Annotated in this window: 14 protein-coding genes; 7 read left to right on the top strand and 7 right to left on the bottom strand. The window is 62.8% G+C overall.

All coding sequences use genetic code 11. From position 1 onward, the window contains the following. Positions 1 to 209: 209 nt before the first annotated feature. The 4 genes from BMY98_RS05280 to BMY98_RS05295 form a co-directional block, all read right to left on the bottom strand. A complete protein-coding gene (locus tag BMY98_RS05280; RefSeq protein ID WP_074885716.1) occupies positions 210 to 995 on the bottom strand; it encodes a sulfite exporter TauE/SafE family protein in 786 nt (261 codons plus the stop codon). A gap of 145 nt (positions 996 to 1140) precedes the next feature. Then, positions 1141 to 1644 (bottom strand): cupin domain-containing protein, encoded by a 504-nt coding sequence (locus BMY98_RS05285; protein ID WP_074885719.1) that lies wholly within the window; start codon positions 1642 to 1644, stop codon positions 1141 to 1143. A gap of 78 nt (positions 1645 to 1722) precedes the next feature. Next, positions 1723 to 2487 carry a trans-aconitate 2-methyltransferase gene (gene tam, locus BMY98_RS05290; RefSeq protein WP_074885722.1) on the bottom strand — a complete coding sequence of 255 codons (765 nt, stop codon included), beginning with the start codon at positions 2485 to 2487 and terminating at the stop codon, positions 1723 to 1725. Between the two features lie 109 nt (positions 2488 to 2596). Beyond that, a complete protein-coding gene (locus BMY98_RS05295) occupies positions 2597 to 3682 on the bottom strand; it encodes a glycoside hydrolase family 3 N-terminal domain-containing protein (RefSeq protein WP_074885724.1) in 1086 nt (361 codons plus the stop codon). Between the two features lie 301 nt (positions 3683 to 3983). Between BMY98_RS05295 and BMY98_RS05300 the strand changes: the two genes are divergently transcribed. From BMY98_RS05300 to BMY98_RS05315, 4 genes are all read left to right on the top strand, one after another. Next, positions 3984 to 4331 carry a hypothetical protein gene (locus tag BMY98_RS05300; protein WP_074885727.1) on the top strand — a complete coding sequence of 116 codons (348 nt, stop codon included), beginning with the start codon at positions 3984 to 3986 and terminating at the stop codon, positions 4329 to 4331. Between the two features lie 210 nt (positions 4332 to 4541). Next, on the top strand, positions 4542 to 5105 hold the full coding sequence (locus tag BMY98_RS05305; RefSeq protein ID WP_074885730.1) for a type 1 glutamine amidotransferase domain-containing protein: 564 nt from the start codon (positions 4542 to 4544) through the stop codon (positions 5103 to 5105). A 199-nt stretch (positions 5106 to 5304) separates the two neighbouring features. Beyond that, the gene (locus BMY98_RS05310; RefSeq protein WP_074885733.1) at positions 5305 to 5970 is read left to right on the top strand and encodes a glycosyltransferase family 2 protein; all 666 of its coding nucleotides are present in this window, start codon (positions 5305 to 5307) and stop codon (positions 5968 to 5970) included. Positions 5971 to 6155: 185 nt separating this feature from the next. Continuing rightward, positions 6156 to 7430 carry an Nramp family divalent metal transporter gene (locus tag BMY98_RS05315; RefSeq protein WP_217648304.1) on the top strand — a complete coding sequence of 425 codons (1275 nt, stop codon included), beginning with the start codon at positions 6156 to 6158 and terminating at the stop codon, positions 7428 to 7430. Positions 7431 to 7799: 369 nt separating this feature from the next. On the opposite strand, the gene BMY98_RS05320 is transcribed toward BMY98_RS05315, so the two are convergent. Next, positions 7800 to 8291: a copper chaperone PCu(A)C gene (locus BMY98_RS05320; protein ID WP_074885740.1), complete on the bottom strand. Its 492-nt coding sequence runs from the start codon at positions 8289 to 8291 to the stop codon at positions 7800 to 7802. Then, positions 8291 to 8899 carry an SCO family protein gene (locus BMY98_RS05325; RefSeq protein ID WP_065987131.1) on the bottom strand — a complete coding sequence of 203 codons (609 nt, stop codon included), beginning with the start codon at positions 8897 to 8899 and terminating at the stop codon, positions 8291 to 8293. The genes BMY98_RS05320 and BMY98_RS05325 overlap by 1 nt, the downstream gene beginning before the upstream one ends. A 441-nt stretch (positions 8900 to 9340) precedes the next feature. Between BMY98_RS05325 and BMY98_RS05330 the strand changes: the two genes are divergently transcribed. From BMY98_RS05330 to BMY98_RS05340, 3 genes are read left to right on the top strand one after another with little or no spacing between them, the layout of a single operon-like run. After that, positions 9341 to 10387, top strand: a complete 1047-nt coding sequence (locus BMY98_RS05330) for an acyl-CoA dehydrogenase family protein (protein WP_074885743.1) — start codon at positions 9341 to 9343, stop codon at positions 10385 to 10387. Continuing rightward, positions 10384 to 11145 (top strand): PIG-L deacetylase family protein, encoded by a 762-nt coding sequence (locus BMY98_RS05335; protein ID WP_074885746.1) that lies wholly within the window; start codon positions 10384 to 10386, stop codon positions 11143 to 11145. The genes BMY98_RS05330 and BMY98_RS05335 overlap by 4 nt, the downstream gene beginning before the upstream one ends. Beyond that, positions 11142 to 11741: a methyltransferase domain-containing protein gene (locus tag BMY98_RS05340; protein ID WP_074885748.1), complete on the top strand. Its 600-nt coding sequence runs from the start codon at positions 11142 to 11144 to the stop codon at positions 11739 to 11741. Before BMY98_RS05335 ends, BMY98_RS05340 begins: the two co-directional genes overlap by 4 nt. Positions 11742 to 11750: 9 nt before the next feature. On the opposite strand, the gene BMY98_RS05345 is transcribed toward BMY98_RS05340, so the two are convergent. After that, positions 11751 to 12482 (bottom strand): GNAT family N-acetyltransferase, encoded by a 732-nt coding sequence (locus BMY98_RS05345; protein ID WP_074885751.1) that lies wholly within the window; start codon positions 12480 to 12482, stop codon positions 11751 to 11753. Positions 12483 to 12505: the final 23 nt, after the last annotated feature.

Genomic DNA, 12505 nt, shown 5'->3' on the forward strand with positions numbered 1-12505 from the left:
TGTGACCACTGACGTCTTCCCGGCTGAAGCCGGTCCCACAAGTCCGGGTCGCAGCGGGCCTCTCTGGATCCGCGCGGCGCATTGAATAGGACCGGCTTTAGCCGGGAAGAGGCCAGCGTAAACACCCTCGGGCTTGCGGTGTGAAAACTGACTTTTTCCTGTTGAAAGCCTGGCCTGCAGGGTTTCGCATCGTGCCAGCGAAACCCGCTTTAAAACGCCAGCTTGTACCCGATCGCCACCAGCATCAGCGCCAGACAAGGGCGCAGGATGCCGTCGGGAATGCGACCAGTCAGATGGCTGCCGATGTAGATGCCCGGCAGTGATCCCATCAGCAGGTAGCCCAACATCGACCAGTCCATGTTACCCATGCTGGCGTGGCCGATGCCGGCGACGAGGGTGAGCGGCACGGCGTGGGCGATTTCGGTGCCGACCAGGCGCCGGGTTTCGAGGAAGGGATAAAGCAGGAACAGCGCTACTGTGCCGAGCGCGCCGGCGCCGATGGACGTGAGCGCAACCATGGTGCCCAGGATGACGCCGGTCAGCACCGTCAGTGCGTTCAGGCTACGCGGGCTGAGGCGGTAGCGATCACCCGCATGCCGCTGGGCAAATGCCAACAGGCGTTTCTTGAAAAAGATCGCCAGCGCGGTCAGCAGCAGCACCACCCCCAGCGCTTGTTTGATGACCGAATTCATCGCGTCCGGCGCAGCGTGCAGGCTGCTCAGAAACCACAGTGTCAGCCCGGCGGCCGGCACGCTGCCCAGGGTCAGCCAGCCAGTAATGCCCCAATCGATGTTGTCGTTCTTTTTGTGAACCAGTACGCCACCGCTCTTGGTGATGGCGGCGTACAGCAGGTCAGTGCCTACCGCCGTAGCGGGGTTGATGCCAAACCACAACAGGATCGGGGTCATCAGCGATCCGCCGCCCACACCCGTCATGCCGACAATAAAACCGACCACCAGCCCTGCGACGACGAAACCTGCGTTGCCAAAATCCATTGTTCTGCCTGACTGCACATTTGAAAGCCGGCGGGCAGAATAGCGATTTTTGCTCTGACGACCTCTGTTTTTCTTATATCGACGCTAGATCAAGACGTTCTATGGTTATAACCGAATGAGTCATCGGCACACGCTTGGGCGTGAATCACGGCTCGCCTTCCCAATAATCCAGCGTCGCGTCGGAGCGCTGCACAGCGGCAAATGCTCGGGACCCATTGATGGTGACCATCGCCTGATACTTGCCGGAGTCCGGGTATTCGCATACTTCTGGCGTCTCCCGGGTGCTGATGGACAAATACTTTAGCGGCGCGTCCGAGGTGTTGATCAACTGGTGGGGATACTCAGGTCCTGGCGGAATGAAAATGACATCGCCGCTGCGGATCGGCAGCATTTCCCCGGCAACACGCAACGTGCCCTGCCCGTCCAGAATGACGAACATCTCTTCCTGAGCGTAGTGAAAATGATAAGGGCACGAGCGCTTGCCCGGCGCGACGATGTCCACCGATGCACCCAGCTTTTGTGCGGCGGTGTCGGTGCCCAGTCGCGCAGCATGGCTTTCGTACAACGGGTCGCGGCGCTCGTGCTGCAGCGGCACCTCATTGAAGTTGCGAATCAGGCGCGCGGCCAATTGGGTTGGGTCGTTGTCCATGCTCACTCCATCAGAAAACGGTCTCAATCACGGGTCGCGGAACATCTGCATCAGAGCGTTTGATGCAAGGCGCACGCGTTAACGGGTGGCAACGATGAACAGGCGCGGGAATGGCAGCAGCACCGTGCCGTCGTCCAGCGCCGGGTAGGCCTGACTGATCGCCTGCAGGTACGCATCGAGAAACGCCTGCTGACCTGCTTCGTCCAGCTTTTGCAGATACGGCCGCAGCGCCGAGCCTTTGAACCACTCGACCACCGCCCCGTGCCCTCCGGCGAGGGGATGGTGATACGTCGTGCGCCAGACATCGACCTCGGCGCAATGCGGCCGCAACAGCTCGAAGTAATAGGCCGCAGGGTGGCGATCGGGGTGCTTGACCCCGCCGATCCTGTCGGCCCACTGCGCACTCGCGGCGATCTCCCGGGCCAGACGATGGGCAGGCTCCTCCAGATTGTCCGGGGTCTGTACCGCCAGCACACCGCCTGGATTGAGCAGGCTGACCAGCCGTGGATACAGCGACGCGTGGTCGGGCACCCATTGCAGCGACGCGTTGGCGAGGATCACGTCGTAACTCTGCGAAGGATTCCAGTTGCCGATGTCCGCCAACTCGAATGCAATGTTCGGCAGCCGCTGACGGGCGTCGCGCAGCATGTCCTCGGAACTGTCGAGCCCGGTCACCGTGGCCTCCGGGAACCGCTCGGCCAGCACTTCGGTGGAATTGCCGGGACCGCAGCCGAGGTCGACCGCGATGTGGGCCGAGGCCAGGGAAATGGCGGCGACGAGGTCGCGTACCGGTCGCGTGCGTTGCTGCTCGAACAGGGAGTACTGCGTGGCGGACCAGCTCATCGGGCCTTCCTTCTGGGTGTACGGAGTGGCCGAGAGTAAAACGCGCGGGCCGGGAGTACAAATGGGGTGAGCTGCAAGCGGCAAGCGGTTGGCAGCGAGCAGCGGGGGTTCAGATCATGACGCGCCGGGTGAGGTGGCCGCCTGAGACCGGGAAGGACACGTACAGGCCTGAATCAACCTGGGCCCGGGATGCCCGGGCTTGGGCGCGGACTTTGTGGGCCGCTGCCAGCAGGCGTTGCGCATCCAGTCCCCCATTGATTACTGCATTGACGATGGCGCGCGAGATGTCGTCCAGCCCCGCTTCCGCCGACACCAGCAACAGGTGTGCGCCGGCGTTCAGGGCGGCGACGGCGGTGTCGGCAATGCTGTTGCCGCGCAGAATGGAAACGGCGTCGAGGTCGTCGGACACGATCAGCCCTTCGAACCCCAGTGCATCACGGAGCAGGCCGATCACCGCCCCCGAAGTGCTGGCCGAGCGGTACGGGTCCAGCGCCGGGAACACCGCCGGCCCGGGCATGATCGCGCCAACGCCTGCCGCAATGACCTGCCGGAACACGTCCAGCCCGTCGCTGAGCGCAGCTGGGTCATCAGCCACGGTAACCCGCTCCACCGCCGGGTCCTGCTCAAGTTGGGGATGACCGGGAAAGTGCTTGGCCGTGGCGATCACGCCCGCGCGTTGCACACCGCGTATGAAGGCGCAGGCAATGCGCGCTACTTCGGCGGGATCGGACCCGAGATTGCGCTGGTGCAGCCATGGGTTCACCCCGGTGACCACGTCAACGATCGGCGCCAGGAACAGGTTGACGCCCATCACCCGGGCCGAGCTGGCCATTTCATAGCTGCGCGATTCGACGTCTTCGGTGCTCATGTGAGTCAATTCGGCCGAAGCCGGCATACCGGGCACCAGACTGTGCAGGCGCTGGATGCCGCCAAGCTCCTGATCCACAGCGATCAGCACCGGCGTCTCCGCACACAGTGCCGCCTCCCTGGCGATCGCGGAAAATTGCGCGTCGGTTTCTTCTCGGCGACGCTCGAAACTCATGCGCCGCGCCAGGTATTCCTCGCGGGTCTCGCCCAGCAGTACCGACACGCCGCCGCCTTGCAGATGCCGGCGCACGGGTTCATCCAGCGCGAGGCCGGTAATCGCCGGCATCAAGACTGACCGTGCAGCCCGTTGCAGTTCATCGTGAGACATGTGTGCTCCGTTTATCAGGCAGTAACGAGCAGCGACGGGGGGAATAATATGCTCGTTTGCGCTCACTCTATTCAGTGATCAAGCAGTATGCAAACGTATCGAGCATAGATTAGCGTTTGACTGAGCGATGGCACGCATCAGCGGGAATGACCCGAAGGCTCGACGGCGCCGGTGCGATGGGGGTTTGAAGAGGCGGTGAAAAATTTCAGAGCGTGCACTTTTCATTTGCACGGTTGCTGGTCAACATAGGCGCCCATCGACCCGGTCGAATTGTTTTCGTTTTCTTATTCAGGATGAATTGATGCGCCGTTTATTTCCGTACTCGTTGCTGGGCTGCACCGTGGCCGTGGTGCTGGCGGGTTGCAGCTCTACACCGAACAACCCGTCATTCAATTTCGATACCGCCAAGACGCCGTCTGACTACGCCAAGTGCATTTACCCCAAATGGCAGCAGATCAAGCCCGGCACGACCATGACCGAGAGCAAGGGCCACTACAAATTGCTGATCTCCGGGAAGATCGCCTCCGATGAAATTCTCGAGGTCTACAAAGGCAACCCAAACACTCGGGTCTTCCTGTACCAGCGCGCTCCACTTTCGTCAGCCTTTGGCCGCAATGCACTGGAAACCGCGGTCCGCGACTGCCTGTAACCCTGGCGTGGATCGTGGTGCGCCGATTCGTCGCACAGCACTGCTCCTAGCGCCCGGAATCGCGGGCTTGGCTTGAGACATGCGCCACGGCCCCGCCATCCGGCCACGCAATCGGGCTGAACTTTTGCTTTTACGGCTTCCTCTGAAAGTGACACCGCCCGCTGATAGCGGGCGCAGCTCAACACTTTTTATTTCAGAGGAAAGCGAAACATGAGCAATCAACTGAACGGCAAGAAGGTTTTGATCATCACGTCCAACACCGGCATCGAGCGCGACGAGCTGCTCAAGCCGCTGGAAGCGTTGAAGGGTCACGGTGCTGCGGTCACCCATGCCTCCATCGAAGGCGGCACTGCGCAACTGTTCCTCAACGACACCGATAAAGACGCCGTTGTCACCTCCGATACCAAGCTGGTCGGTCTGTCTGCCGCTGATTTCGATGCACTGGTCATTCCCGGCGGCACCGTCAACGCCGACACCCTGCGTCAGGACAGCGATGCCCAGAAGCTGGTCAAAGCGTTCGCCGACGCCGGCAAGACTGTCGCGTCGATCTGCCATGGCCCGTGGCTGCTGATCGATGCGGGCGTAATCAAAGGCAAAACCCTGACCTCCTTCCCAAGCGTGCGCACTGACTTGGTCAATGCTGGCGCGGCCAACTGGGTCGACGTCGAAGTCAAGGTATGCCCGGCCAATGGCTGGACCCTGATCACCTCCCGCACGCCAGACGATCTGCCGGCCTTCAACGAGGCCATCGCCAAGGCGCTGATGGCGGGCTGAAGCTTCATCAGTACGCCGTAACGTGAGAACACATCGACGCCGCTGATCAGCGGCGTCGCTGCGTTTGGGGGATGGGATAACGCCCGACACGCGAGACGGTGGTCTTCGCAAACGAAAATACTTGAAACCAAATTTCCATCGGTTCGGTCGACATCGAAGGACGCCGCGATCAGCGCAGGTGTCGAGACGAGACACTTCGATGATTGGAATCATTGTCCCCGCGCACAACGAAGAAGATTTCCTGGACGATTGCATCAAGTCCCTGATCGCCGCCTCTGTCCACGAAGACCTTCACGGCGAGCCCGTGGAAATTCTGATCATGCTCGATGACTGCTCCGATGCTTCGGCCCGAGTGGCGGCCGCCCATGGCGTTACCACCCACGTTTGCGCCTACCGCAACGTCGGCATGACCCGCGCGGAAGGTGCTCGACTCATGCTCGAACGCGGCGCCCGCTGGCTGGCATTTACCGATGCCGACAGCGTCGTGCCCTACGCCTGGCTGGCGCACCAGGTCAGCCTGAAGGTGGACGCGGTGTGCGGCATTGTCGAAGTCGATGACTGGTCCGGGCATCCCGAGCAGGTGCGTCAACGCTACGACTCGCTGTACCGCCCGGTCGATGACCATCGGCACATCCACGGCGCGAACCTGGGTGTCAGCGCCGATGCTTATCGGCAGGCCGGCGGTTTCAAGGCGCTGGCTGCCCATGAAGACGTGCATCTGGTCGCCGATCTGCAACGCATCGGTGCATCCATCGCGTGGATTTCCGCGAACAGCGTGACCACCAGCGCACGAAAAGACTACCGGTGCAAAGAAGGCTTTGGGGATTATCTAAACTCACTGTCAGCGACGTCGCTGTCCAGCTGAGGTGCTGCGTCTGGATGCGCCACGGCAGGCACGCCGGCAGGTGGTAGCCATGCGCTGAAACCGGCGGCAGGTCCGGAATTCCGTGCCTTACGACTCCTCTCATTCTTAAGTATCCAACGCCAGGATCCTCCATGCCGCCCATCGATCATTCTGCCCGCCCCGGCGACGACACACTCGGCGGCGGCATGCCCAGCGCCAGTGTCGCCATGCCCAAGAGCGGCAACTGGTTCAAGCGGCTGCTCGCGTTTACCGGCCCCGGCTATATGGTCGCCGTGGGCTACATGGACCCGGGCAACTGGGCCACCGACATCGCCGGCGGTTCGAAATTTGGCTACCTGCTGCTGTCGGTGATTCTGCTGTCGAACCTGATGGCCATCGTGCTGCAAGCGCTGTCGGCCCGCCTGGGCATCGTCACCGGATGGGACCTGGCGCGGGCCTGCCGCGAACGCTGCAGCCGCCCGGTGTGCATCGCCCTGTGGATTGCCTGCGAGATCGCGATCATCGCGTGCGATCTGGCCGAGGTGATCGGCACCGCCATTGCGCTGAATCTGTTGTTCGGCATTCCGCTGATATGGGGCGCGGTGATCTCGGCCGTCGACGTGTTTCTGATCTTTCTGCTCATGGGCCGCGGCTTCCGGGCGCTTGAGGCGTTTGTCATCGCGCTGCTGCTGGTCATTTTTGCCTGCTTCGCGATCCAGATGGTGTTGGCCCGTCCTGATCTGGCGGAGCTGTTTGCCGGTTTCATTCCCAAGGCCGAGGTGGTGACCAATCCCGAGGCGCTGTACCTGGCGATCGGCATCATTGGCGCCACGGTGATGCCCCACAACCTCTACCTGCACTCGTCCATCGTGCAGACCCGCGCCTATCCGCGCACGGATGAAGGCCGACGCCTCGGCCTGCGCTGGGCGGTGACCGACAGCACCATCGCGTTGACCCTGGCCCTGTTCGTCAATGCGGCGATTCTGATTACCGCAGCGACGGTGTTTCACAAGGCCGGCAAGACCGACGTGGTGGAAATCGAGCAGGCCTATCATTTGCTTTCGCCGATGCTGGGCGTGGGCATGGCGTCGATGCTGTTCGGCGTGGCGCTGCTGGCCTCGGGGATCAACTCCACGGTCACGGCGACCCTGGCCGGCCAGATCGTCATGGAGGGTTTTCTGCGCCTGCGTTTGCCGGGCTGGATCCGCCGCCTGCTGACGCGGGGGCTGGCGATCATTCCGGTGATTGTGGTGACGAGTATTTATGGGGCTCAGGGCACTGCGAAGTTGCTGGTGCTGAGTCAGGTCATCCTGTCGATGCAACTGCCCTTCGCCATCGTGCCGCTGGTGCGCTTTGTGTCGGACCGCAAATTGATGGGCGACTTCGTGACCGGCCCGGTTCTGACGACCCTCGCCTGGGGCATCGCACTGTTGATCATCGTGCTGAACGTGGTGTTGCTGCTGGGGGCGTTTGGGGATTGAAGCTTGTCCCACAGGAGACCGCGTTGAAAGTGTGGGACCGGCTTTAGCCGGGAAGACGTCGGTTTGAACACCATCAATTCTTCGGTGTGGCGCCTGACGCTTTCCCGGCTGAAGCCGGTCCCACACTGGATACGCGGTGCCTTTGTGGGACCGGCTTTAGCCGGGAAGACGTCGGTTCGGACACCATCAATTCTGCGGTATGGCGCCTGACGCTTTCCCGGCCGAAGCCGGTCCCACACTGCATACGCGGTGCCTTTGTGGGACCGGCTTTAGCCGGGAAGACGTCGGTTCGGACACCATCAATTCTGCGGCGTGGCGCCTGACGCTTTCCCGGCCGAAGCCGGTCCCACACTGGATACGCGATACTGCTTAATGGGTCATCCCGTGGTCATGGCTCATGTCCATCGCGGCGCGGGCCGGGGCGCTGACCTTCACGACTTCGGTCTCGCCCTTGGCGTTCTTCACGGTCAGGGTCAGTGGCACCTGGTCGCCCTCTTTGATCTGGCCGTTCAGGCCCATGAGCATGACGTGGTAGCCATCCGGGTCCAGCGCCACGGTCTTGCCCGCGGGCAGCGGCACGGCGTCGACCGGGCCCATGCGCATGACGTCGTTGGTCATGCTCATTTCGTGGATCTGCACATCTTTGGCCACCGGCGAGCTCACGCTGAGCAGCATACTGTCGGTGTCAGCGGTAATACGCATAAAGGCGCCCGATGAAGGCTGCCCGGCCACCGTCGCCCGCACCCACGGGTCCTCGACACGCGTCTGGGCAATCGCACTGACACTAACCCCGGCCAACAGGGCAACGACCAAGGTGCGCGAAACGAACGCGCGCGACGCAGCAGAAAACAGAGCATTCATCAGCAGACTTCCATGACAGTGAGCAGGTCTTCCGCGCATTGCTTGGCGGAAAGCGAAGGCGACAGCCCCAGGCGCAGGTTGCCCCGGGAGTCGAAAACGAAGCTGGTCGCGGTGTGGGACATGGTGTAGGTGTTGCCCGCCGGGACCTTTTCGTAGAACACGCCGAATTCTTTGGCGACGTGAGCGGTTTCTTCCAGCGTGCCGCGCAGGGCGACAAACGTGGGGTCGAACTGTTTGACGTAGGCGTCAAGGACCTGCGGCGTGTCGCGCTCGGGGTCGACGGTGATGAAGATCACCTGCAGCGTTTTGCCGTCCTCGCCCATCATCTTCCTGATCTGCGCAGCGCGGGCCAGCGCAGTCGGACACACCGCCGGGCATTGGGTGAAACCGAAAAACACCATCGGCATCAACCCGCGATAGCTCGACAGGGTTTTGACCTCACCGTCGGTGTCGGTCAGCTTGAAGGTGCGGCCCATGATCTTGTTGCTCAGATCTTTGCCGTACTTGAAATCCAGCGCAGTGGTCGAACCGTCACAGCCGGCCAGCAGGCCCAGCCCCAACAGGCCCATGCCGGTGACCACCTGACGGCGGGTCAGAAACTCATTCATCTGGCGAACTCTCGAAAGCAGCGGCTGGCGCCAACGCCAACCCTTTTTTCGTCCACCTCGCGGCACCGCAGGCGTCATTGGCAGCCGCACTGCTAGCCGCGAGGGACGAATCGAAAAAAACAGGTGCCCGACAGTGTCGCGCAAAAGCGGCTTGAAAAGGTTACGAGCGAATTTTACAGAAGCCATCCGATGACGCTGCACACCTTGACGCCCATGGGTTGAGAATCCCCCGCTGCGACAAAACCGCGCACCCAACTCCAAAGCGCGGATCGACTCGTCGGCGCTGAGTCCCTGCCGGATGCAACCGGCACGGCTGGCGGAAGAAATGTTTGAACCCCTCCCCGCTGGCGCTGCCGAATTTCATCAGCAGGCCGCGCAAGCGGGCCAGGCAAAATGCCCGCGCACCTCGCGTCGGCGTCAACGGGACGGAGACGGTCAGCCATGCGGGACGATGCACAAGGACTTGAATCACTGCTGGCGGATTTCGCCCACCGTGACAATCCCCGCGTGCCGGACGCTCCCTTGCGTCACGCCATGCAGCGCTGCCTCCACAGCGGACTCGATCAACTGCCGTTGCCCGGCAGCGGTCGCACACTCGAGCGCTGGCGCCAGTTGTCAACGGTGGCCGGCATTGATCTGGCGCTGCTCAAACTCTACGAAGGCCATACCGACGCCCTCGCCATTTTGTATGAACTAAGGCCGCAGGAGCTCGGTGCCTCGCCCTTCGAAACGCCCGGCATCTGGGGCGTATGGGCCGCTGAGCCGCCCGATGCCAGGGTCGGCGTCAGTCAACGCCACGGCGACAAGGTTCGCCTGAACGGCCGCAAGGCCTGGTGCTCCGGCGCACAGCAACTTGATTACGCCCTGCTCACCGCCTGGGCCAGCGATGACGCGCCGCAACTGGTCGCCGTGGACCTGAAGCAGCCGGGCGTACGTTTCAGCAGCGAGACCTGGCAGGCCGTAGGCATGGCGGGGACCGCCAGCGGTGACGTGCACTTCGATGGCGCTGTCGGCATTTGCGTGGGCAACAGCGGGGACTATTTAACCCGGCCTGGATTCTGGCAAGGCGGCGCCGGCATCGCCGCCGCCTGGTACGGCGCGGCAGCGGCGCTGGCAAAAAGCTTGCGCACGCACCGACATCACGGACGGCCGGAACCCCACGCCGACGCTCATCTGGGCAGCGCGGATGCCGCGCTGTGCGGCGCGGCGGCTGCCTTGCGCGAGTGCGCCTCATGGATCGACGCGCATCCCCGGGACGACGCGAGCCTGCCGGTCCAGCGCTTACGTGCACAGGTCGAAATGGCGGTTGAGCAGGTGTGCCGGCATGTCGGCCGGGCGCTGGGCGCGACGCCTTTCTGCCGTGATCCGCACTTTGCGCGGCTGGCCGCCGACCTGCAGGTGTTTATCCGACAAAGCCATGCTGAACGCGACCTGGCGCATCTGGGCCAGCGAATCGCTACGGGCGAAACCGAGGATTGGTCACTATGAACGAATCACAGCCATTCGGCGTAACCGGAACCCCGTTAAGCGCCTGGCAGAACAGTGTGGCGTTGCGCGGCGTGCGCCCGATCACCCTTGAAGAACTCGTCCCTCCCGGCGCGCGTCTGATCGTCCTTGCCCCCCACCCCGACGATGAAGTGCTGACCTGCGGCGGCCTGCTCGCGGCGATGGCCCAGCGGCAGAATGATGTGCAGCTGGTTGCGGTCACCGACGGCGAAGGCAGTCATCCGCAATCACCGCTGTGGCCACTACAGCGCCTGCGCACGGAGCGGCGCCGGGAAAGCCAGCAAGCCGTCGCGCACCTGGGCCTGGACGTGTCGAGGTTGTCCTGGCAACGGCTAGGCATGGGCGATGGCCAGGTCGCCGAGCATGCCGAGTCATTGATTGCGCTGCTCAGCGAAGACCTGCGCCCCTCGGATGTGTTGTTGACCACCTGGCGCCACGACGGCCACTGCGACCACGAAGCCGTCGGCCACTGCGCTGCCCAGGCCGTGGCCAACAGCGGCGCGACCCTGGTGGAAATTCCGGTGTGGGCCTGGCATTGGGCGGAACCGAACGACCCGCGACTCCCCTGGGAACAGGCCCGCAAATTCTGGCTCAGCGAGGAGCAACTGCGGCGCAAGCGCGAGGCCATCGGTGCCCACTTGAGTCAGCTGGAAAACGACCCGAGCACCGGCGCTCCTGCGGTGCTGACCCCCCAGACGCTGGAGCGTCTGCTGCAACCCTTCGAACTGGTGTTTCTGTGAGCATTACCGGTGAGTATTTCGACGAGCTGTTCGCCAGCAGCGACGACCCATGGGCCTTTCGCACGCGCTGGTACGAACACCGCAAGCGCGACCTGACCCTCGCCGCTCTGCCGCGTCAGCGCTATGAGCGCATCTTCGAGCCGGGCTGCGCCAATGGCGAGCTGAGCCTGCGCCTGGCCGAACGTTGCGACGCGCTGCTGTGCATGGACCTTAGCCCCCGGGCCGTCACCCTGGCCCGCGACCGCTTGAGCGGACATCCACATGTTCAGGTGCTCGAAGGCTGTCTGCCCCAGGACTGGCCGGCGGGGGAATTCGATCTGGTGGTCATCAGCGAATGGGCTTATTACCTGACCCCGGATGCCTTTGGCGAGATCATCGAGCGCATTCGCGAAAGCCTGACGCCGGATGGCGCAGTACTGGCTTGCCACTGGCTGCACCCTATCGAAGGCTGCCCGATGGAAGGCCACGAAGTGCATCAGATCCTGGCGCGGCACCTGGCCATGGAACGCACGCTGCATCACGCCGAACGGGATTTCCTCCTGGAAATGTGGAGCAAGGACTCGTGCGGGATTGACCTCAACGAGGCTGTTCGCTGATCTTTCGTATCAGACCAGTCGCGGACCGATAAAGGCCTGCGCGCCCGACTCGCCCAGCAGTCCGTTCACGAAGAGGCGCGCCTGCCGGGTCAACTGATCGATGTGGCGATCGCGCTGTTTCTCCGCATCGGTCATCGCGCGCTTGCCGTGCTGCTTCAACAAATAGCTATGAATCTGCCGCACTTCCAGCGAGTTGTAGATCGGTGCGATGTCCAGCACGGCCAACAAGCCATCGGTCTGCTGCTCGCGGGTGTTCATCAGCACCTGCGGCCCGCGCGCGCCCAGTACCCGAAAACCCAGCGCCTCGAACACCGCAACCCTGGAGACGAAGCACGCCAGTTCGGCATGGGGATAGCGTTCGGTCATTTTCACCAGCATGGCCCGCGCCACACCCTCACGACGACGCGCCGCTTGCACCGCCATGTACGCCACGGCGCACGCCTGCGGGTCGTGCTGAACCGGCAGGTAGAGCAAAAAGCCGATGACAACCGACGGATCCTCGGCGTCCAGCGCCACGATCAATTCCACCGCAATCCCACGCGAGCCGTCCATCGCCTGCACGTACTGATGCACTTCATGGCCGACGCCGTATTGGTACAGCGGGTACAACGGATTGCTAGGGGCGATGGCGACCATGCTGAGCTCGGTGACGTAGTCGATCACCATTTGCATGATCTGGCTCTTGATCGATTCCGGTGGCGTGGCGTCGAGGCGCATGACGGTAAACGTGGGGCTGGGCATTGTGATCCTGAATACGGGGTCGG

Source organism: Pseudomonas graminis (genome assembly GCF_900111735.1).
GTDB lineage: Bacteria > Pseudomonadota > Gammaproteobacteria > Pseudomonadales > Pseudomonadaceae > Aquipseudomonas > Aquipseudomonas graminis.